Raw genomic sequence first — 20,041 nt, forward strand, 5'->3', positions numbered from 1 at the left:
ACTTAACAGTTTGTAAATCTTGCCCAATGCCAGACATGTACAGGAGCTTCCGCACGGAGGCAAAGGCTGCAGCCGGCCGCGTCGGGAAAAATGCGGGCCGCAATTTGCGCAGGGGCAGGCGCCCCTTGGCTAAGCAATTGACATTTTTAATCAAATCAGGCGCGCCAGCGAACCGGCGCGCCTTTGGGTCCACGATGACAAAAACGGGGTCGATCGGCCTATTTCACTTCGGTGATGCGGCCGTCGGTGTAGGGCGTGTAGTCCTTGCTGGCGGCGATGAAGTCGGCCACCACCTGATCCAGACCCGGGCCGAAGTCATAGGCATTCATGCCGGCCTTGGCGAAGACGCCGTAGCCGTCGCCGCCGGCGCGCATGTAGTTGTTGGTTGCAACGCCATAGACCTTGTCCGGATCGATCGGCGTCCAGGCGCCGTTTTCCATCACCTCGACGGTGATGATGCGGCCTTCGCCGGCCGGCTTGGCGCGGGTCCACTTGAAGCGGAGGCCGGAGACCTGCGGGAATCGGCCGGCGGCTTCCTCGACCTTGGAGACGCCGTTCTCGAGCGCGGCCACGATGTCGGAGCCCTTGACCTGGAAGGTCGCCAGCGTGTTCTGGAACGGCAGCACGGTCAGCACTTCACCCATGGTGACCTCGCCGGCGTCGATCGAGGCACGGGCGCCGCCGCCGTTCTGGATCGCGATCTGCACGCCCTGCCCCTTCACGCGGTCGAGCATGGCATCGGTGATCAGGTTGCCCATCTGGCATTCGGTGGAGCGGCAGGTGTCGCGCGAGCCGTCGATGGCGGCTGCGGCCGAGCCGATCACCTTGGCGCGCAGTTCTTCCAGCGGCTTGGCCAGTTCCGCCACGCGGGCAGCGACGGCCGCGTCGGGCTCGACCGACTTGTCCAGAAGGATCGGCTCGCCCTTGGCCGAGACCAGCGTGCCGGCGTCGTCGAAGGTCAGCTCGATCTCGCCCAGGTACTTGCTGTAGGCATAGGCCTGAACGATCGGCACGTCCTGGCCGGCCGGGTTCTTCACCAGGGTCGGATAGGGGCCGGCGGCCTTGTCATTGGTGTTGGACAGGAGCGTGTGCGAATGGCCGCCGACAATGGCGTCGATGCCGGCAACGCGCGCGGCGATCTCCATGTCGCGCGGCAGGCCGACATGGGTCAGTGCGATGATCTTGGTGATGCCGGCAAGCTCGAAGGCATCGACGGCACCCTTCAGGTAGTCTTCCGAGGCGATGAAGCGCACGCCCTTGCCCGGGGACGAGGTCTCGCCCGTGTCCTCGGCCAGCGTCGCCACCACGGCGATCTTCTCGCCGCCGACCTCGAGCACCACCGCACCCGGCAGCTTGCCGTTCAGCAGCGGTTCGCCCGTGACGTCGGTGTTGCCCGAGATGACCGGGAACCTGACCTGGCCGATGAAGTCGGCGAGCCCCTGCGGACCATCGTCGAACTCGTGGTTGCCGACGGCCATGGCGTCATAGCCGATCATGTTCATGAACTCGGCCGTGTCCTTGCCCTTGTAGGTCGTGTAGAACAGCGAGCCCTGGAACTGGTCGCCCGCGTCGAGGACGATCACGTTCTTGCCCTCGGCCGCCAGCGCCTTGCGCCGCTCGTCGATCTTGGCCTTGACCCGGGCGACGCCGCCGAAGCACTCGCCCTTCTGGTTCTCGTCGGCGCTGCAGGTGGAATCGAACTTGTTGATCTGCTCGATGCGGCTGTGCAGGTCATTGGTATGCAGGATCGTGATGGAATAATCGGCCAGCGCGGCCCCGCCCATCGCCAGAACGGCAAATGCTGCGGTGGCGCCGAAAAGCATATGTCTCATGATCGCCTCGCCAAACCCGGGGCCTTGCGGCCCTGTTACAATCATGGGGACGTAACACAGCACTGCGACGCTTTTGTTTCCGCGCCGTCATCGTCTCTGGCGCCGGATCCAGGCCGGATCCGTGGCCGATCCGGTCGGTCTGCACGGGCGGCAGACGGCGCACCCCCATTGAAGGGTGAAAATATTTTCAGGACAAGCAGATATTCTCAAGCCGGCTCAGGATTTTGCCGCCCGCAGGCGGTCGTGCGCGCGTCGGGGCGCAGGGCGGCGGAGGCGCTCCCTCAGGGCTGGTCGTCGGCGTCCGGCAGGTCGTCGAACTCGACGACCGGAATGCCGTAGGAGCCCGACAGCCAGCGGTTGAGGTCAACCTTGGCGCAGCGGTCGCTGCAGAAGGGATAGTCCTGCGGCGTCGACAGTTTCGAGCAGACCGGACAGGGGCGCATGCGCCGTCCGGCGGTCCCGTCGGCCTCTGGCTGTGTCGGGTCCTTGGCCATCGGTCAGGTCACGCCGGCAGGCGCAGCGGATCGCGCCACAGGGCCCGCACGTCGATGCCGGCTCCCGACAGGAGGCTTGCGGTCTCGTAGAGCGGCAGGCCGACAACGTTCGGATAGGAGCCGGTCAGCTTGACGACGAAGGCGCCGGCCAGTCCCTGGATGGCATAGCCACCCGCCTTGCCGCGCCATTCGCCGGACGCAAGATAGTCGTCGCCTTCCTGGCGCGACAGCTTCTTGAAGCGCACCCGGGTCTCGACGATCTTGTGCCGCAGGCTGCCGCCCGGCAGCGCGACGGCAAGGCCGGTGTAGACGCGGTGACCACGGCCCGAGAGGAGCCCGAGGCAGGCCTCGGCCTGGTCGATGGTCTCGGCCTTCGGCAGGATCCTGCGCCCGACGGCCACCACGGTGTCGGCGGCCAGCACGACGCAGTCGGCCAGTTCCGGCTGGCCGTTGGCCTGCTCGCGCACGGCGCGCGCCTTGGAGCGGGCGAGCCGCGTGGCCAGCGCACGCGGGCTTTCCCCGCGCAGCGGCGTCTCGTCAAGATCGGCCGGGATCAGGTGGCGCGGGTCGACGCCGATCTGCTGCAGCAGCGCCAGGCGGCGCGGCGAGGCAGACGCGAGGATCAGCGGAACTTGTGCGGCATCGCTCATGATGATCGTGTCGTCCCGGCTGCCGGATGGCCGCTTACTTGAAGCGGTAGGTGATGCGGCCCTTGGTCAGGTCGTAAGGGGTCATCTCGACGAGAACCCGGTCGCCGGCCAGAACGCGGATGCGGTTCTTGCGCATGCGGCCCGCGGTGTGGGCAATGATTTCGTGATCGTTTTCGAGTCTCACGCGAAAGGTCGCGTTGGGCAGCAGTTCCGTGACGACGCCCGGAAACTCCAGAACTTCTTCCTTGGCCATATGGTATCCCGGTCAAACCGTTCTTGAAAGTGCGCGGAACCTAGCGGATCGCGCCGTGAATGTGAACAACGCAGTTGCCCCCGGAGGCCGTTTCCTCGAACGGGACGGGCAACGCAGGTTGGTCGACAGGTTGGTCGTCTGTGCGGCCGGACTGGACACACGGGCCACACGCGGTCCGGTGCCCGTCAGGACGAAGCAGACACCGGCACTGCAAACCAGCACAGGGACGCGTACATATCACCCACTGGGGGGCGGCGTCCAGTCCAGCCGCTTCTTGATGCGCATCATCAGCTGATCGCGCACCGTGCGGTAGGAATCGAGGATCTGGTCGCGGCTGCCGGTGGCAAGCGTCGGGTCCATGGTCGGCCAGTATTCCACGTCCACGGCCTCGGTGCGGGTCAGCTCCAGCGCCTTGTGGTGGGCCTCAGGCGCCAGTGTCACCACGAGATCGAAGCCGGATTCGTCCAGGTCCTCGAAGGTCCGGGGCTGGTGCCGGCTGGTGTCCATGCCGATCTCAGCCATGACCTGATCGACGAAGGGATCCCGGTCGCCGCGTTTCACGCCGGCCGACTTCACGTAGACACGCCCCGGGAACAGGGCGCTGGCGATCGCGGCCGCCATCGGGGAACGCACCGCATTCATCCCGCAGGCGAACAGGACCGCAGTCGGACGCTTGCCCGGCTCGGTCATGCCGCTCAGCCCTTCCAGTGCAGGGCATAGACGAGGGTGAAGAGGCGCCGGGCAGTCTGGAGATCAAGCTCGATCTTGCCTTCCAGACGTTCCATGAGAATGGTCGACCCTTCGTTGTGCACACCGCGCCGGCCCATGTCGATGGCCTCGATCTGGCTCGGCGTGGCGTGGCGGATGGCCTGGTAGTAGCTCTCGCAGATCATGTCGTAGTCACGCACGATCTTGCGCAGCGGCGTCAGCGACAGGACATGGGTCGCCACCGCCCTGCCCGTCTCGCTGCTGATCTCGAACACCAGCTTCTTCTCGATCACGGACAGGCGCAGGATGTAGCGACCGGGCCCCTGCCCGACCGGGTGAAAGGTGTTCTCCTCGATCAGGTCGTAGATGGCCACGGCCCGGTCGTGCTCGATGTCGGGCGTCGAGCGCGAAATGGACGCCTCGTCGAGAATGACATCGATCAGCCGGCTCTGCAGGTCGCCGCCGCCCGTCGTCTCCGCCGGAGCGGTCGCCTTGTCCTGGCCTTGCGTCATCGGCCCGCCGTCTGCCCCCATCCGCCCGGAACACTCCCTGTTGACCGGCCGGACGCGCGCGCCTCAGCCGAGATTCAGCCTGATCGAGACGGACCGGGCATGGGCGCCCAGTCCCTCGGCCTCGCCGAGCGCGATCGCCGCCGGGCCAAGGGCCTTCAGGTTCTGCGCGTTGCACCTAAGGATCGACGTCCGCTTGACAAAGTCAAGCACTGACAGGCCCGACGAGAAGCGGGCGGAGCGGGCCGTGGGCAGCACGTGGTTGGAGCCGCCGACATAGTCGCCGATGGCCTCCGGCGTGTGGTGCCCCAGGAACACGGCGCCCGCGTTGCGCACACCCTTCAGCAGGGCCTCCGGATCGGCCACCGCAAGTTCCAGGTGCTCGGGTGCGATGCGGTTGACCAGCGGCAGCGCCTCGTCGAGGCTGCGCACCGTGATCACCGCGCCATAGTCGCGCCAGCTTGCGCCGGCCACGTCGCCGCGCGGCAGCGTGCGCAACTGCCGGTCCACGGCCGCTTCCACCGCATCGGCGAGCGTTGCGTCGGTGGTGATCAGGATCGACTGGGCGGCGGGATCATGCTCGGCCTGGGCCAGCAGGTCTGCCGCCAGCCAGTCGGGATTGTTCTCGCCGTCGGCGACGATCAGCACCTCCGACGGGCCGGCGATCATGTCGATGCCCACCGTGCCGAAGACCCGGCGCTTGGCGGCGGCAACGAAGGCATTGCCAGGACCGACGATCTTGGCGACCGGGGCAATGCTCTCGGTGCCGTAGGCCAGGGCCGCGATCGCCTGCGCGCCGCCGATCCGGTAGATTTCCGTGACGCCCGCCACGCGGGCAGCGGCCAGCACCAGCGGATTGAGCACGCCATCGGGGCTCGGCACCACCATGGCGATACGCTCGACACCGGCCACCTTCGCCGGCACCGCATTCATCAGCACGGAGCTCGGATAGCTCGCAAGACCTCCGGGAACATAGAGGCCAACAGCCTCCACCGCCGTCCAGATCGACCCGAGCTCGACGCCAAGGGCATCCGTGTAGCGGTCATCCTTCGGCATCTGGCGGGCGTGGTGGGCATGGATGCGGTCACGGGCGAGCTTCAGCGCATCCAGCGTTGCGCTGTCGACTGAGGCGATCGCGGCCTCGATCTCGGCCTCGGTGACGGTCAGTTCCGCGATCGAGACGGCCTGCAGACGGTCAAAGCGGTTGGTGAAGTCGATCACGGCGGCATCGCCGCGCCGGCGCACATCCTCGATGATGTCGCGGACGATCTGGTCGACGTCCTCCGACACCTCGCGCTTGCCGGCCAGCAGCGCGCGGAAGCGGGTCTCGAAATCCTCGGCCTCGATGGAAAGACGGATCGGCACGGCTCATCTCCTCAGCGCCGGCCAGGCGATCGCGGCCGGCTGCCCCATGGGGCGCATTCAGTCACGGATGGGTCAGTCGAGCGGATGCTCGGGCCGGTTGGCCGTGCTCCAGGCAGCGCCCAGATCGGCGAGCTGGGCCTCGATGCACTCCACATGGAGGGCAATCGTGCCGCCGCCGGAGAAGGTCAGCAGCACTTCTCCGTCCGGCCCCGCCTCCTCCCCCTCGGCCCTTCCGGGCTCCGGGCGGAAGCTGACCGCAAGCAGGGACAGCACCGCATCCTTCGCCGTCTGACGGATCCCGGCTGACTTCATGGCGCGGACGCGGGAAAAGGCAAGGGCCGCGCGGCGCCGTTCATGCGTTCCGCTCTTCGGATCCTTGGGCTTGTCCCAGACGAAGCGGTTCATGACAAAGACCGCCTTGCCCTCCTGGGGCAGATAGCGGATGTCCCCGACCAGCAGCACGGCGTCCTGCACATGGGCGGAGACGATGGCGAGGTCTTCCTGGTCGAGAGCGGCAAGTTTCACGCGGTCCATCGGTCGTCGCTCGGTCCCTGCGGCCATCGGCCGGCCGGGAGGCGGCCAGCCGGATCAACGGCAGCCCGCCGCCCCGGCTCGCACCGGGCACGACGGACCTCGAGCCGATTGCCTAACCGCTCCGGCCCGATTTGACAATTCCCATCCGGCCGATGCGGCGCGCGGGGCTCAGTTCGAGATGCGCTCGATCACCGCGCCGCAGCGGCCAAGCTTCTCTTCCAGCCGCTCGAAGCCACGGTCGAGATGGTAGACGCGGCTGACGTTGGTCTCGCCTTCGGCGGCAAGGCCGGCAATCACCAGCGACACCGACGCGCGCAGGTCCGTTGCCATCACCGGGGCGCCGCGCAGGGTGCTGACCCCGTCGACGATGGCGGTGTGGCCGTCGATGCGGATGCGGGCACCGAGACGGGCCAGCTCCTGGACATGCATGAAGCGATTCTCGAAAATGGTTTCGGTGATGCGGCTCTGGCCGCCGGCGCGGGTCATCAGGGCCATGAACTGCGCCTGCAGGTCGGTCGGGAACCCGGGGAACGGCTCGGTCGTGATGTCGACCGGAGCGATGCCGTTGCCATTGCGGTAGACGCGCAGGCCACCGTCCACCTGCGTGATGTCGGCACCGGTCTGGCGCAGCACGTCCAGCGCGGTTTCGAGCAGGTCGGCGCGGGCATTCTCCAGCACCACGTCGCCGCCGGTCATGGCCACCGCCATGGCATAGGTGCCGGCCTCGATGCGGTCCGGGATCACCGCGTGGCGATGGCCGTGCAGCCGGTCCACGCCCTGGATGCGGATCACCGGCGTGCCGGCGCCCTCGATCTTTGCGCCCATGCCGATCAGGCAGTTGGCGAGGTCGACCACCTCCGGCTCGCGCGCGGCGTTGACCAGCTCGGTCTCGCCCCTCGCCAGCGTCGCCGCCATCATCAGCGTATGGGTGGCACCGACCGAGACCTTCGGGAACTCGATCCGGGCACCGACGAGGCCCTGCGGCGCCTTGACGACCACGTAGCCGGCCTCGATGTCGATCTGGGCTCCGAGCTTGCTCAGGCCCTCGATGAAGAAGTCCACCGGCCGGGTGCCGATGGCGCAGCCGCCCGGCAGCGAGACGCGGGCGCGGCGCTCGCGCGCCACCAGCGGCCCGATGACCCAGAAGCTCGCGCGCATCTTTGAGACGAGCTCGTAGGGGGCGGTCGTGTCGACGATGGTGCGGGCCGTCAGGTGCAGGGTCTGGCCCTTGAGGTCATCCTGGCCGACGCGCTTACCGTCGACGGAATAGTCGACGCCATGGTTCGACAGGATGTGGGTGAGCTGGGCCACGTCGCGCAGGCGCGGCACATTGCCGAGCGTCAGGGTCTCGTCGCTGAGCAGCGAGGCGATCATCAGCGGCAGGGCCGCGTTCTTGGCACCGGAAATCGGAATGACGCCGTTCAGTCTTGCACCGCCGACGATCTTGATGCTGTCCATGAAACCACCTGGCTGCGGCCGTCACCGGGCCTGATTTGAATTGCTCTTGCTCTCGTGCGCCGCCTCTACACCCGGAGTTGGGCCGGCGCAAGGCAGAGATCCTGCGGGCTTCGCCCGGTTTTCCTGCCTCCCGGCCGTTTTCGCGGCCCTTGCCGCCCCGGTGCTTGCCCGGCCTCTTTCCCGATCACTCGCCCGATCACTCGCCCGGTCACTTGCAGGGCCTTGCAGGGCTCCAGGACGCCGGCGGCGGCACTTGTCCACAGCTTCGTGCCGGTCGCCGGCTGATCCCGCGCGTGCCGCGTCGGCCCGGCATCAGCCGGCGGCCGGATCACGCAGGGGCAGCGCCTGTGGGTCCGTCGCCACATCGCCGTCCGGATCCGCAGACGGCTGCGGGTCCTGACCGTCGCGGTCGCGGCGCTGCCGGGCGGCCGCCTTGCGGCGTTTCAGGTTCTGCCGGAGCGCTTCGGCCAGCCGCGCCTCCCGGCTCGACATGTCCGGCCTGGACTGCGCTTTCCCCGCTTGATTGCCCTGATTTCTGCCTTCGCTCATGTTTCCAGAACTAGCGCAAGCCCTGCGGAGGCGCAAAGGTCTGGCCGCGGCCCTTCGCCGGCTGTCCACAGGCTCGCCGAAAAAAGAGACGGATAAGCGCTTGCCATCCCCGGTCAACTGTGGCACAAGCCCGCTCGTTCGCAGCGGACATGTCCCACGAACACAACGGGGCGCACGGTGGTGCCTCCCGCCGGCCGGCCCTCCCGGGCAAACGCCGAAGATGCTGCAGTAGCTCAGTGGTAGAGCACTCCCTTGGTAAGGGAGAGGTCGAGAGTTCAATCCTCTCTTGCAGCACCATTTTTCACAGTGTTTTCAATCGCTAGCGTGATCTGACATTGCAAGCCGACAGCGTGTAAATGCAGAACAGCGCAGGAACGTGACGCAATTCCGGCACGTTTCTGACACGCGCGTTCGACCGATGTTCCAGGGCTCCATCCGCTCGTGCGAGGAGACCCCACATGGCACTGACACTCAGACAGCAGGTTACCGCGCTCTATGACGTCGCATTCAACCGCGACCCAGATCTTGCCGGCCTGCAGCACCATCTCGACCTGATCACCTCCGGCCGCCTCGACCTATACGGCCTCGCCGATGCGATGGTGGCCAGCGAGGAGTTTGCCTCCACGACCGGGCGCGAGGGCAACCCGGTCGTGACGATCCAGCGCTATTACAGCAACGGACTGGAGCGCGGCGGCACGGTCGAGGAGAGCGCGGCATGGTTGGACCTGATCCTCGGCGGCAGAGCCGACCTCGGCGATGCGCTCGTCGGATTTGCCCTGTCGCCCGAGTACGCCACCCTGGTCGGCTGGCACCACGACGCAGCCTGAGATCAGCCCCGGCGGCCCCTCACGGCGCCGCCGGGCTCGCCCGGGACGACGCCATGAACACGCGCATCCTCAGAATGTGCCGCCGCGAGCGGCGTGGCCATGCCTGTTATCACGTGCCAGCGCTCGGGCAGTTGCAGCCCGTTCTGTTCGCATGGGATCGCGGCCGCCTCACATTCCGCGCCGAGGACGTGGTCGAGCGCGACGGCACACTGGTTTCGTGCATCTCGAGACACTCACTCCCACGTGACAAAACCGAGGCCAAGGCCCTGTTCGCCGCACTCGAGAAGCACCGCCGCGAGGGCACGGAGACACCCGCCGCGCGGTCATGGCGCGAGTACCAGGAGCAGCGGCAGACCCCACCACCAACCTCGCCGACACCCGCGCCGTCCGGGCTGGACAGGCTCAAATTCGACCTGTTCGGCAACCCGATCGGACGGGCTTGACGCGACCCGGCTGGCTATCGAGAATGAGAACATTGATAGAACAACGGTCCGCACCACATGCCGCATCCTGTGCTACCAGAAATCCTGCCATTCACGGTCGAGGCATGTGACGAGACCGGGCGGGTCGTCGAAGTCATTGCACGCTGCTGTAACCTGACAACCGCCCTGGGAGCGTTTGAGGCTGCAAAACCATGCCGGCAGAGTGTTGAGTTGAGGGTCAGGGACCGCGCCAGGATCATCACAAAACGTCCAGCACTGGACCCGCTCGGCCGGCTAGACGATGTTTGAGCGCGGATTGATTGGCCCGACAACCAGAAGCAAAACCGACCCGCCATTTGACGGATGACGCCAGCGTTCGCGCGTAAGCCGCTGGCGAATCAAGGCCAATCACGCAGGGAACACCCGATTCCCTCTTTTCCACCACACTCCCTGATTTCCACAGCCACCACAATATTTAGCCAAACGCCACCCAGAGCACACAACGGCTAGACCAGTGTAGCTTGACGAAAGCGAAACCATATCCCTAATCTGTGCATGTTCCGGTTGCAACAAGCGGCCGGACGACATGCGGGCAGAGCCCAGAAAGGTAAACATGGGAAATGACAAGATCGGCCGCAGCGCCGTAACGGGACGCTTTGTGCCGGTGAAGACGGCACAGAGCTATCCCGCAACGCACGTCGTCGAGACGACGAAGCGGACGCCGGTCAAGCCGACGTCAAAGAAGAAGGGCTAAGCGCTCTTCCTCTGACCCGGCGAACGCAGCGACCAAACCAGTTTGCCGGGTCAACCCTGATCAGAACAGCTCCGTTATGAGCTCCACAAGGCCCCCATACCAAGCCGAAGAAGCGCGGCAGTGTCAAGGTCGGGTCCGGGCTCATTCAACGATAAGGACCAACACACATGGAATTTTTTGTGACCCTCACCGGCATCACCGGCACTGAATACCGCTTTACCGTGCATGAGATCGGGACCGAGTTTCTCAACGTCGCGGGCGTCTATGCATTCTGCGCAAAGGCCCCGGCTCGCGGCCTCATGGACGAGCTCTTCCCGCGCTATGTGCCGCTCTACGTCGGCGAAAGCATGGACCTTGGGCACCGGCTCCATACGAATCTGAACAACCACCATCGCCTGACGGATGCAAAGGCGCGCGGCGCGACCCATGTCGCCGTCATGCACACGGCCACGGTTGACCAGCGCATGCGGGTCGAGCGTGACCTGATCGCCGCCTATAACCCGCCGTGCAACCGCGAGACGGTCAACCCGCGCTCCCTGTTTGGTCCGTACTAAACCGGCAACGAGCTGGCCGGCCTCCGGCCAGCTCACCCCGGCGCCATTCCACAGCATCACAAACCTTACCGGCAGCCCGACAACCCCCTTTACAACGCGGGATTTCCGCACTATCTTCCAATTATGGCGAGGCGATAAGGCCTAGGCCGATGTCAGAGGAGACAGAACATGAGCATCAAGATCACCCGCGCCGCAAAGCTCTCCAGGATCGGCGACACGCCGCGCAGCTTCGCTGCCATGGCTCAGTACCTACCCGACAGCGTCATCAAGTCCCTGACCAGCGCCCAGCTGGCCGAGATGATCGACGCGCTCTGGACCTGCGCAGGCGACGCCAAGGCGATTGCCGCCGGCGAGGCCATCGAGGCCGGCTGCGTCTGGGACGCCAAGCGCAACATGTCCCGCGACCTGGCCCCGCTGGCCTGACCGACCCGGCGCCCGCCGGATAGGCGGCTCGCCATCCCGGCGATCTTGAGAGGAAATTCCATGACCGAGTATTACAACACCCTGATCGAAGCCGTCCGTGCTGCATTTCTGCTGGCGCAGAAGGACATTGACGCCATGAACATCGACGCCGCCAACCACCTCATGGCACAGCGTCGCGTCCACGCGGACGGCAGCGTTGCCTGGGCGGTCCGGTTCTCCGACAGCTTCGATACGGACGGCCTGACGCACATGTTTGAGGGCCTGCAGGATTGCAGCGGCACCGCCGAGGACGTCGCTGCCATCATCGAACGCCACTGGGACGAGACCTGGGACGAGATCCGGGGCGAACATGGTGCGGGCGGTGATTTCCGCGTGAGTTCGACCGACTACGTGACTCGCTCCGAATCCTGACAACAAAACAGCCCGCTCGTTTCCGGGCGGGCTGTCTCTATGAACCTGCAAATGCAGTGCCACAGCTCAGAGAATGTTTCGATCCAGCGCGGCAGGCAGGACCACCGCGACACCGCCAGCCCCATGCGCTGACTCCTCAACCATACGATGCACCTCAGGCCCCGTCAACACGTGAGCAACATGACCCCGCAACACTACCTGACCCAGGCGCTGATCATCCGCGCCATCGCCCGCGACGACCCGGAGCGACCCCTCATCGGAGCGCCCCTGCTGGCCCTGCGCCGGCAGGTCGCCGCCGGCGAACACGCCGAGCACCCGGCAGCCCTGACCGCCGAGGCGGTCCGGCAGGAGATCATGCGCCTCGGCATCGGCGACATGCCCCCGGCCACCGACCTGGTCGCCACACTGCTCGAGACGCTGTCGCAGCGCCTCGGCGGCAACGGCTACAAATCCGCCTGGGAGGCCATCGGCATCAAACCCACCCGTGGCCGGGACCTGCTCGCCCGCTCCGCCAATGCCGTCGACTGGCCGATCTGGAAAACACTCCGCGATGCCGCGCTGGCGGATTGAGCATCGCGGGCGAAAAACTTCCGCATCCACAAATCGCCCCTTTACAATGCGGGATTTCCGCTCTATATTCTGACCATGGCAAGGCGATGACGCCTGGGCCGAATGTCAGAGGAGACGAAATTGACCAACGAAACCGCGTTCCGCTTCGCAGATCATCTCAGCACCCTGTGCGCCGCGCTCGGCGACGGCTGGGGCTGGACGATTGATGCCGAAATCCCGCACTACGGGCAGGTTAACAGCCCCGACGGGATTGTGTTCACCGCTGTCCATGACGCCGACAAGCGCTCCGTCGACCTCTATCTGACGCCCCCGGCTGATCACGGCCGCCCCATGTCGGTGGCCGACTGGCTGGGCGAGAACACGTTCGGCGCGTCGATTGCGCCGTCCTGGCCGGAGTCCTCGACGGCAGATCTGGCGGCAAGCCTCGTCGAGGCGGCGCTCGGCGCGTGCCGCGACTGCATGCAGCAGATCAACGAGCGCCAGTCCTACGTCGAGGCCGAGCGCGGCGCTGTCAACGCCATTGGCGCCGACCTCGCCGCTCTCGGATTTCTGCGGCGCGGGAACACCTATGGCGCGGGATCGTGCTGGACCCTCACATCGGGGCAGCACAAATCCGGGAACCGTGCTCACGCGGAGGTCCATTTTGAAATGTTCAGCAACCGGGCAACGGCTGACATCACGATCCCGCGCCACCTCGTCCCGGAACTCTGCAATTTCCTCGCCGGCCTCATGGCCCGGAATGCCGGCTAACCAAGCGAAAAAAGCCCTCCTCTCACAGGGGGGGGGCTACAAACCCGCTGCGCTCGCCTGCGGCCGTCAGGCCGAGAACACTCAGACCTGACGGCGCCAGGCGCAAAACCCCGCGTGTGCGAGGAACGCAGTCCGCACGACCATGCGATACGGATCATCCCCGCGTGTGCGGGGAACCTAGTCCGCGCTGTGATGCGATACGGATCATCCCCGCGTGTGCGAGGAACTTAGTCCGACCTACAACGAGATACGGATCATCCCCGCGCGTGCGGGGATATCACATCCTATGCGCGCAACTTGCGCGGTGTCAACTCCGCCCCCTCCACACCCGGAGAAACTCGCCAACGGTCGCCAGCGGATCCCGGCTCGCCCTGAGCGCGAACGCTGCCCAGTTGCGGCCCGTGAGCGCCAGCCCCGCTGCCACCGCGTCCGACCAGCTCGGATCGAGCGAGAGGAATTGCCGGATCGGCTCCGCGAAAATCACTGCCGCGCCGAGCCCCGCCGCCACCGCCAGCAGTCGTCCCCATATCGTGAGATCGCGTTGCATGAGCGCCCCCAACACCGCGAATGCCAGGATCATGAGCCACTTCGTGAGCGACGCGTGCTGCAGCCATTGGCCAATCAAATCAATCAGTTTCACCGCATCGCTCCTGTAGCTCATCAATCCGCGCCAGCGACAGCACCAGCCGGTCGCTCGCGTGGTCCATATCCTCCGGCTCCCAGCTCACCGCCGCCAGCAGCGGCCGCAGCTGCTCGCAGGCCAGATCCCGGTCAGCGCCGCCGGCTGCCGTGCTGACGAGCGGCGGCGCGCTCGCGCAGCCGCTGGCGCAGAGCGTCAGCGCCGCCACCACCAGCCGCCGTCTGGTCAACCGTCCGTCGCGCATCCCGCACCTCCTCGCGCACCGCCTGCGCCGCCTGACCCCGGCCCTCGGCCCGGGTGAGACCGATCAACCGCCACCGGTCGAGGAGCCGGCCGGCAAACGCCGCCAGCACCTCGGCCACAATCGCCCAGACCGTCGCCATCGGCTCAGCCCTGCGGGCGCCCGACGACGCCATCCCCGTTAATGTCAGCGCCGAGCCGCGCCTCGATCATCTCGATCAGCCGCGGCCGGTCGATCCCGAAATGCGACAGCGCCTGCGGCACGGCCTGCATCGCATAGCGCGCCGCCTCGGCTGCCATCGCGCTGCGCAAATCCACCGTGACAGGCCCGGACGCAGCCCCGGCCACCCTCGCGCGGGCATACTCGACCGCGTAATAGAGCGCGTCCTGCAGCCGCCTGCGCATCTGCTCGTCGAGCTGCATCCCGGCGCGCTGCTCGATCACCCCGATCAGGCGCCGCAGCAGCCACAGCAGGGCCGCCCCCAGCAGCGTGATCCCGATCTCGATCAGCGGCACGGCGACCGGCGACAGGTCGACCACGGTCGAGGCCGACGCCCTGTTGAGGGCGAGCATCATCAGGCCGGCGCAGAGCGCCAGCATCATCAACATCATGCGCATGTCAGTCTCCTGGGAGTGTGAGGCCTCACGCCTCGTTTGTAGTCACCTGACCCTCAGCGGTCAGGGTGACGGGACCGGTCAGCGGCAGCGGCATCGAGGCCGGCCACCGGAACGCGAGCAGCCGCTCGCGAGCGATGCGGACGACGCTCACCATGTTGGCCTGATTGCCGCCGAGAATGTGATAGTGGTCGGCATCCTCGCCGACGTAGAAACCGACATGCCCGGACGAGCCCGCCCGCGCCCCGCGCCAGAACACGGCGACGGCGCCAACGGACGGCCGCTCCAGCGGCACACCGAACCGCAACCAGTTGCGCGCGAGATACGGGTTGGTGGGCAGCACCTCGGCCGGCAGCGCCAGCGCCAGCGCGGTCTCGACAAAATCGCCGCACCACGGCAGCCGCGCCGGATCACCCAGCGTCTGGCCGTCACTGCGGAGCCATGCCATCAGCCCGCCCCTATCCCGCTGCTCATGCAGCCCCATCTTGGAGCGCGCGATGGTCAGCCAGGACGGCTCCGGCCAGTGGCCGCCGGCCCCCATGAGCGCCCGCAGCGTCACCGGCCCGGCAATGCCGTCCGGCGTCAGGTTGCGCGACGCCTGGAACCGCATCAGCGCGGCCCGCGTGCGCCTGCCCGGGATGCCGTCAACCGCCCCGGGCCGGAACCCCGCCGCGTCGAGCGCCCGTTGAATGTCAATCCAGTCCATGTCGATCCCCATGCAAAAGGCCCGCCGAGGCGGGCCAGACTGTCAGGTTGTGGGAGGGATATCAGCGGATCATCCAGCGCTGCAGATCGCTCGCGATATGAGCCCCGAACGTGTAGAGATCGCCGGCCAGCAGCGGCTCATAGCGCCGGGACAGGGCCGCCTCGCTCAGGCGGCAGACGCGGATGAACGGCTCACCAGCAGCCGCCCGGTCGGGCTCCGTCACCAGCAGGCATTCGGCCATTGCCTCCAGCTCCGCGTCCGGCCCGCTGGTGCGCACCGACACCCACGCGCCCGGACCATAGATCGCGGGCGCAACCTCGGTGGGCTCCTGCAGCACGACCCGCCCAGGCGTCACCGTGCGCCCGCCGTCGAACCAGCATGGCGGCGCACCCTCCGGCGTCGGGAACACGACCTCGCGCGCCGCGAGATCGGCAAACATCATCAGATGATCCACGTCGCTCATGCGGCGATCCTCGCAAAAACGCTGTTGAACTCCTGCTCGGACAGGACGCGCCCGAACCCGACCAGCCGCCGCATCAACATGTTGACTGGCACTGAGCCGCCAGCGGATGCGCCAACCGCGAGCTGCTGGCCGGTGATCGCCGGCATGGCGCGCCCGCTGACGCTGACCGCCGCGTCAGAACCGATCCGCAGCCGGATCACACCACCTCCCCAGGTGACACCCATCGTCACGTCCTGATTGCGCGCATCGGCAACGCTGTGGCTCGTCGTGATCTGCGTCACGCTGCCAGCAGTTACCTGCACCGCCAGCACTCCAGTTGCGAAGTTGCGGATAAACCGGACAGCATCGGCCCCGCCACCCAGCTCGAGGATACGGCTCGACACCGTTGCTGTCGGCGTCGAATCGATGACCGTCCCCCGCCAGAACAGGGCGCCCTCGGAGCCCGGCATGCCGAGCGCCGCCTGGCTGAACCGCAGCACGTCCTGCGGCCGCGTCACAGGCCCGGCAGCGCCCAGGATCGGCGTGGTGACATACGCTCCCCGGGCAACTTTCGGCGCATACAACCGCAGTGTGCAGTTGATGGCCCGCCCCGAGAACCCCGAGATTACGAACGCAGGCCGGATGAACTGGCAGTTGGTGCCGGCCGTGAACACGTGCACCAGACGCCGGACCGTACTGTCCAGCGCCGGGCGGATGTCGGCGCCGACCTGCTCGACCAGAAGCGCACCAGCTCCATCGTGCTCCTGAAGGCGCAGAGCCGTGACGGCCGGCGGCGCCGCTCCCGCAATCAACCGGGCGAACGCGCTGACTGCAATCTGCTCCCCCGCGACAGCCGCCATGGAGGTCGTCAGGTTCTCGAACGCCAGGCGGATCGGCACCGACGAACCGGCCGTTCCGGCAATCGTCAAATCGACATACGGCAACCCCGCCTCGGTGCCATATGCCGTCGTCACACTGACCCCCGGCGGCACGTTGAGCAGCGCCATGCCTGCCGGGAAGCCGCCTGCCGCAGCAGCGGTGTAGGTTTGCGGCACACCGCCGACGAGGCTCGGCGACCGCACCAGATTTGTCCTGGCCTCCTCCATCAGCAGGCCGTCCGACTGCCGTCGCGGCTGGTTGCTGGCAAACTGCACCCAGGCCCCACTGACCGGATCCCGCTTGAGACCCACGCCCGCGCGGCTCCACGTTGTGCCAGCCCTTGCCAGCACACCCGCAAGAGTGGCCCTCTGCCCGCCAACCAGATAGGCGTCGGCCACGAACCGCAGGTCCAGCGTCGCGCCGGGGATGAATGGAGCCTGCCGCGTCAACGCCAGCGGCCCCACGCCGATCCTGATCGCCCCCATGCCGGTCACCACAGCGCGACGATGGCAGCGGCCGTGGTGCCGGTCGCCCGGACACGGCGCACGCGCACCGGCAGCAACCCGCTCGCGCCGGCCAGCGTCACCGTCTGACCGCCCAGCATGGTCACGACGAGGTCACCCGCCTGGCCAACCCAGAGCGCCCGGGAGAACACCGCCAGATCGGCACTGTCGCTCGGCGTCACGGCCGCCGCATTCGTCGCCGGCCCGTCCGGGGCCAGCACATAGGTTTCAAACGGATCACTCATGGCTCAACTCCTCAGGCGCGGAAATCGAATGTGGTGGCCGCCAGGATCACCAGCGGCGCGGTCGAGACGACGAAAAACGACACGGTGTCGATGGCCCCGGCCGCCGGCGACAGCACCGGCGCACCGCCGGCAAACCGCCATGCGGCAGACCATGTCAGCTGATGCCCGCCAGCGCCGCCCTGCGTCACGATGAGGATGCCGGACTGCCCGGGCGCGGCCCCTGTCGGGTCCATGATCGCCCGCGAGCCCGTGAGCGTGACCGCGAAATTCAGCCCCGCCTGCATGTCGAGCGCCATGCCCGGAGCCTCAGCCACGGGCAACGGCGCAAATGTGCCGGCAATCCAGTTGCTGACGGTCACCATGTCGGCGAGCGCCGCCGGGAAATTGATCACATGCCCGCCGTCATCGAGGCCGCGCGGGTTGCTCGCCGGCTCATAGTCGCCAGAATTGTACTGCGCGAGGCGCGTCAGCGCGCCCGCCACGGCTGCAGGTGTCGTCATGCCAGGATCTCCTGTATCTCAAAGCCGGTCGCCGCGCGGCGCCAGTGCGCCAGCGTGAGCGCGTCCATCCGCGTGATGCGGCCGAGGATCGCCCGGCGTTGCATCCGCACAGGCCCGTCAGCCGGATCGGGGATCATATGCACCTCGCCGGCATAGCCCGCCCGCGCCATCACATCGAGCGCGTCCCCGAACGCCTCATCGTCGGGCAGATGATCAAACCCGAAACGGCAGACCCGCGCGCCGCGCCTTGCGCGCACGTGCTGCCCGCCGCCGAGCAGCGGCGAGCGCCATGTCGCATCCTCGATCTCATGGCCATTGCCCTGCACCGCGATCCCGGTCGACGGCCGCCAGGACCGTCCCAGGAACAGCCGCCCGGCCTCGACATAGCCTGCCGGGTTGCCGGTGTCCGACAGCTCCAGCCGCCAGCTGCGGGCATTGACGCGCGCGGCAAACACATGCACCAGCCACAGCGGCGGCAGCGCCGAGGCGTCCGTCAGCCCGGACCAGTAGCGCGGCGCATCCCAGCCGAGCCCCGCCCGGTCCGCCGCCATCGGCTGCAGCCAGCCGCTGTCAAAAACCTCATCCGTCAGCGCCCCGGCATAGCCCCGCAGCCGGTACCGATAGGCCGCCGTCAGGTTGGTCGGCCCGAGCAGCCACGCCGAGAGTTTACGCGGCCGGCCGAGATCGACCGTCATCTGCGTTGCCGCCTCGGCCGCCGACGTGCTGCGCGCCACCGCCGCCAGCGGCAGCCGCTGCAGGTTGGCGAGTGGCAACGCGGCCGCCCAGGAGCCGCCGGACAGCGTCGCGCCGTCCGACCAGGGATCATATGTCAGGATCATGGGTCACCCGCAGTGGTATGTGCAGGCGATGCGCCGCACCTCGTCCGGATCGGTAAACCTCATAGCCTCACGGGCCTTGGCGACCGTCGAGGACCGCATCACCCCGTCGCCTTGCCGCTGGCCGGCACCGGGCAGGCTCGACGCACAGAGGAGATCCCCCGCCGCGATATCCCCGCCCCGGCCGCAGACATTGATGAGCCCCTCGCCGAGAGAGTTGATCACCAGCCGGTCAAACCGCTCGGCGCAATAGTCGCGCAGCGCCGCCGCCTGCGGCCCGAACGCCGCCATCAGCGCCCCCGCCTCGAACGGCACCCGCCGGCTGATCACGCCATAGACGCGCGGGTCGGCGACGGTCTCGGCCAGCGCGTTGACGCCGACCGCATCATCCATCCCGTTGCGCATCAGGATGCGCCCCGTGTCGATCACGATGTCGCCCGGACCGCCCGGCGCATCCCTCGCGATCAGCCCGTCATGCGAGCCGGTAAACGGCGCCACACTGCCGACCTCGCCGTAAACGGCAAACCCGCCGGAGGCTGCCGGCACACCAACCAGCCCCGAGCCGCCGCCGATGGCCCGGCCCCGGATCCCGTGATTGTTGCCCGAACCCGACGAGCCGGTGACAGTCAGGGCAGGCTGCGCGGAGAAGCCGGCAGAGATGATCGCCAGCCCGTTGAGCTGCAGCGCGCCGCCCGACGACGTGTTGGTAAACACCACCGCCGGCGTCGCCGAGTCCCGGGCAACCGACATGACAACGTCCCCGGAAAACGTCTCGCCGATGGAGGCGACCTGCGCGCCCGAGGCATTGATCACCCGCAGATAGTTGTCACTGGCCGTCATCGTCACGCGGCGGCCGCTCGTCGCGGTCTGCACCGTCGCACCCGTGATCGTGACGCCGGTCAGTGAGCCCGCCGTGACCGTGCCGAGATTGGCCGTCAGGGCCGACAGGCTCGAGACGGTGATTTTGTCGGCCGTCACTGCGGCGGCCGCAATTTTCGGCCCTGTCACCGCGCCATTGGCCAGCTCGGTACTGCCGACCGACCCGGGCGCCAGCGCGGTCGAGGTTGTCGTCGCGCTCACCCCCGCCGTTGCCGAGGCCGGGAACCACGGCCCGAGATTGCCGCTGCGGTCCCGCGCCCGCGCCCAGTACCAGCGCGTTGCCGAGGTCGGCAGGCCCGTGTGCGTCAGCTGCCCCGCCGGCCCCTCGCCGACACGCACCGCGCTCGCCCGGTCATTGACGCTCGCCGCCCAGATCTCGACAGCGGCGAGCTGCAGATACGGCAGCTCGTTGCCGTCACTGACCGCCACCGCCAGCGTGATTTGCTGCGCCCCGCCGGTTGCCGTCAGGCTCGTAATCGTGATGTCCGGCATG

At 67.4% G+C, this 20,041-nt stretch carries 28 protein-coding genes and 1 tRNA gene; 9 read left to right on the forward strand and 20 right to left on the reverse strand.

Going from position 1 to position 20,041, the window contains the following annotated elements:
* Positions 1-218: 218 nt before the first annotated feature.
* The 10 genes from GWI72_RS10235 to GWI72_RS19920 form a co-directional block, all read right to left on the reverse strand.
* On the reverse strand, positions 219-1,832 hold the full coding sequence (locus GWI72_RS10235; protein ID WP_161708567.1) for a bifunctional metallophosphatase/5'-nucleotidase: 1,614 nt from the start codon (positions 1,830-1,832) through the stop codon (positions 219-221).
* A gap of 281 nt (positions 1,833-2,113) precedes the next feature.
* Positions 2,114-2,326, reverse strand: coding sequence for a DNA gyrase inhibitor YacG (gene yacG / locus GWI72_RS10240; RefSeq protein WP_161708568.1), 213 nt, complete (start codon positions 2,324-2,326; stop codon positions 2,114-2,116).
* An 8-nt stretch (positions 2,327-2,334) separates the two neighbouring features.
* Positions 2,335-2,976, reverse strand: coding sequence for a Maf family nucleotide pyrophosphatase (locus GWI72_RS10245; RefSeq protein WP_161674550.1), 642 nt, complete (start codon positions 2,974-2,976; stop codon positions 2,335-2,337).
* Positions 2,977-3,010: 34 nt separating this feature from the next.
* Positions 3,011-3,229, reverse strand: a complete 219-nt coding sequence (infA, locus tag GWI72_RS10250; RefSeq protein WP_019962913.1) for a translation initiation factor IF-1 — start codon at positions 3,227-3,229, stop codon at positions 3,011-3,013.
* Between the two features lie 237 nt (positions 3,230-3,466).
* A complete protein-coding gene (locus tag GWI72_RS10255) occupies positions 3,467-3,919 on the reverse strand; it encodes an arsenate-mycothiol transferase ArsC (protein WP_161674552.1) in 453 nt (150 codons plus the stop codon).
* Positions 3,920-3,924: 5 nt separating this feature from the next.
* Positions 3,925-4,449, reverse strand: coding sequence for a UPF0262 family protein (locus GWI72_RS10260; protein WP_161708569.1), 525 nt, complete (start codon positions 4,447-4,449; stop codon positions 3,925-3,927).
* A 63-nt stretch (positions 4,450-4,512) separates the two neighbouring features.
* Positions 4,513-5,811, reverse strand: coding sequence for a histidinol dehydrogenase (gene hisD / locus GWI72_RS10265; protein WP_161708570.1), 1,299 nt, complete (start codon positions 5,809-5,811; stop codon positions 4,513-4,515).
* A gap of 72 nt (positions 5,812-5,883) precedes the next feature.
* Entirely contained in the window at positions 5,884-6,345 is a 462-nt protein-coding gene (locus tag GWI72_RS10270; protein ID WP_161708571.1) for a DUF2948 family protein, read from the reverse strand.
* A 168-nt stretch (positions 6,346-6,513) separates the two neighbouring features.
* Positions 6,514-7,803 carry a UDP-N-acetylglucosamine 1-carboxyvinyltransferase gene (gene murA, locus GWI72_RS10275; RefSeq protein ID WP_161674558.1) on the reverse strand — a complete coding sequence of 430 codons (1,290 nt, stop codon included), beginning with the start codon at positions 7,801-7,803 and terminating at the stop codon, positions 6,514-6,516.
* 312 nt (positions 7,804-8,115) lie between these two features.
* Positions 8,116-8,295 (reverse strand): hypothetical protein, encoded by a 180-nt coding sequence (locus tag GWI72_RS19920; RefSeq protein WP_179955992.1) that lies wholly within the window; start codon positions 8,293-8,295, stop codon positions 8,116-8,118.
* 279 nt (positions 8,296-8,574) lie between these two features.
* Here GWI72_RS19920 and GWI72_RS10280 point away from each other — a divergent pair.
* The 9 genes from GWI72_RS10280 to GWI72_RS10315 all read left to right on the forward strand — a co-directional run bounded on the left by GWI72_RS10280 (position 8,575) and on the right by GWI72_RS10315 (position 13,063).
* Positions 8,575-8,649 (forward strand) — tRNA-Thr (locus GWI72_RS10280).
* Between the two features lie 161 nt (positions 8,650-8,810).
* Positions 8,811-9,179, forward strand: a complete 369-nt coding sequence (locus GWI72_RS10285) for a DUF4214 domain-containing protein (protein ID WP_161708572.1) — start codon at positions 8,811-8,813, stop codon at positions 9,177-9,179.
* Between the two features lie 53 nt (positions 9,180-9,232).
* Entirely contained in the window at positions 9,233-9,622 is a 390-nt protein-coding gene (locus GWI72_RS10290) for a hypothetical protein (RefSeq protein ID WP_161708573.1), read from the forward strand.
* 592 nt (positions 9,623-10,214) lie between these two features.
* The gene (locus tag GWI72_RS19925) at positions 10,215-10,355 is read left to right on the forward strand and encodes a hypothetical protein (RefSeq protein WP_179956058.1); all 141 of its coding nucleotides are present in this window, start codon (positions 10,215-10,217) and stop codon (positions 10,353-10,355) included.
* 167 nt (positions 10,356-10,522) lie between these two features.
* Complete coding sequence (locus tag GWI72_RS10295; protein ID WP_161708574.1) at positions 10,523-10,909, forward strand: hypothetical protein; 387 nt, start codon at positions 10,523-10,525, stop codon at positions 10,907-10,909.
* Positions 10,910-11,077: 168 nt separating this feature from the next.
* Positions 11,078-11,332, forward strand: a complete 255-nt coding sequence (locus tag GWI72_RS10300; protein ID WP_161708575.1) for a hypothetical protein — start codon at positions 11,078-11,080, stop codon at positions 11,330-11,332.
* Positions 11,333-11,392: 60 nt separating this feature from the next.
* A complete protein-coding gene (locus GWI72_RS10305; RefSeq protein ID WP_161674568.1) occupies positions 11,393-11,743 on the forward strand; it encodes a hypothetical protein in 351 nt (116 codons plus the stop codon).
* Between the two features lie 180 nt (positions 11,744-11,923).
* Positions 11,924-12,313: a hypothetical protein gene (locus GWI72_RS10310; RefSeq protein ID WP_161708576.1), complete on the forward strand. Its 390-nt coding sequence runs from the start codon at positions 11,924-11,926 to the stop codon at positions 12,311-12,313.
* 120 nt (positions 12,314-12,433) lie between these two features.
* Positions 12,434-13,063, forward strand: a complete 630-nt coding sequence (locus tag GWI72_RS10315) for a hypothetical protein (RefSeq protein WP_161708577.1) — start codon at positions 12,434-12,436, stop codon at positions 13,061-13,063.
* 307 nt (positions 13,064-13,370) lie between these two features.
* Here the strand turns inward: GWI72_RS10315 and GWI72_RS10320 are convergent, their stop codons facing one another.
* The 10 genes from GWI72_RS10320 to GWI72_RS19930 all read right to left on the reverse strand — a co-directional run bounded on the left by GWI72_RS10320 (position 13,371) and on the right by GWI72_RS19930 (position 20,040).
* Complete coding sequence (locus tag GWI72_RS10320) at positions 13,371-13,703, reverse strand: hypothetical protein (RefSeq protein ID WP_348272659.1); 333 nt, start codon at positions 13,701-13,703, stop codon at positions 13,371-13,373.
* Positions 13,690-13,947 carry a hypothetical protein gene (locus tag GWI72_RS10325; RefSeq protein WP_161708579.1) on the reverse strand — a complete coding sequence of 86 codons (258 nt, stop codon included), beginning with the start codon at positions 13,945-13,947 and terminating at the stop codon, positions 13,690-13,692. The genes GWI72_RS10320 and GWI72_RS10325 overlap by 14 nt, the downstream gene beginning before the upstream one ends.
* A 143-nt stretch (positions 13,948-14,090) precedes the next feature.
* Positions 14,091-14,561 (reverse strand): inadl protein, encoded by a 471-nt coding sequence (locus GWI72_RS10330; RefSeq protein WP_161708580.1) that lies wholly within the window; start codon positions 14,559-14,561, stop codon positions 14,091-14,093.
* A 25-nt stretch (positions 14,562-14,586) separates the two neighbouring features.
* Positions 14,587-15,264: an NlpC/P60 family protein gene (locus GWI72_RS10335; RefSeq protein ID WP_161708581.1), complete on the reverse strand. Its 678-nt coding sequence runs from the start codon at positions 15,262-15,264 to the stop codon at positions 14,587-14,589.
* Between the two features lie 61 nt (positions 15,265-15,325).
* On the reverse strand, positions 15,326-15,727 hold the full coding sequence (locus GWI72_RS10340) for a hypothetical protein (RefSeq protein WP_161708582.1): 402 nt from the start codon (positions 15,725-15,727) through the stop codon (positions 15,326-15,328).
* Entirely contained in the window at positions 15,724-17,070 is a 1,347-nt protein-coding gene (locus GWI72_RS10345) for a hypothetical protein (protein WP_161708583.1), read from the reverse strand. The genes GWI72_RS10340 and GWI72_RS10345 overlap by 4 nt, the downstream gene beginning before the upstream one ends.
* Positions 17,071-17,075: 5 nt before the next feature.
* Positions 17,076-17,333, reverse strand: coding sequence for a spike base protein, RCAP_Rcc01079 family (locus GWI72_RS10350; protein ID WP_161708584.1), 258 nt, complete (start codon positions 17,331-17,333; stop codon positions 17,076-17,078).
* Between the two features lie 11 nt (positions 17,334-17,344).
* On the reverse strand, positions 17,345-17,833 hold the full coding sequence (locus GWI72_RS10355) for a hypothetical protein (protein ID WP_161708585.1): 489 nt from the start codon (positions 17,831-17,833) through the stop codon (positions 17,345-17,347).
* Complete coding sequence (locus GWI72_RS10360) at positions 17,830-18,672, reverse strand: hypothetical protein (protein ID WP_161708586.1); 843 nt, start codon at positions 18,670-18,672, stop codon at positions 17,830-17,832. Before GWI72_RS10360 ends, GWI72_RS10355 begins: the two co-directional genes overlap by 4 nt.
* 3 nt (positions 18,673-18,675) lie before the next feature.
* Complete coding sequence (locus GWI72_RS19930) at positions 18,676-20,040, reverse strand: phage tail protein (protein WP_179955993.1); 1,365 nt, start codon at positions 20,038-20,040, stop codon at positions 18,676-18,678.
* Position 20,041: the final 1 nt, after the last annotated feature.

Origin of the sequence: Pannonibacter sp. XCT-53 (assembly GCF_009915765.1) — a bacterium.
GTDB classification, from domain to species: domain Bacteria; phylum Pseudomonadota; class Alphaproteobacteria; order Rhizobiales; family Stappiaceae; genus Pannonibacter; species Pannonibacter tanglangensis.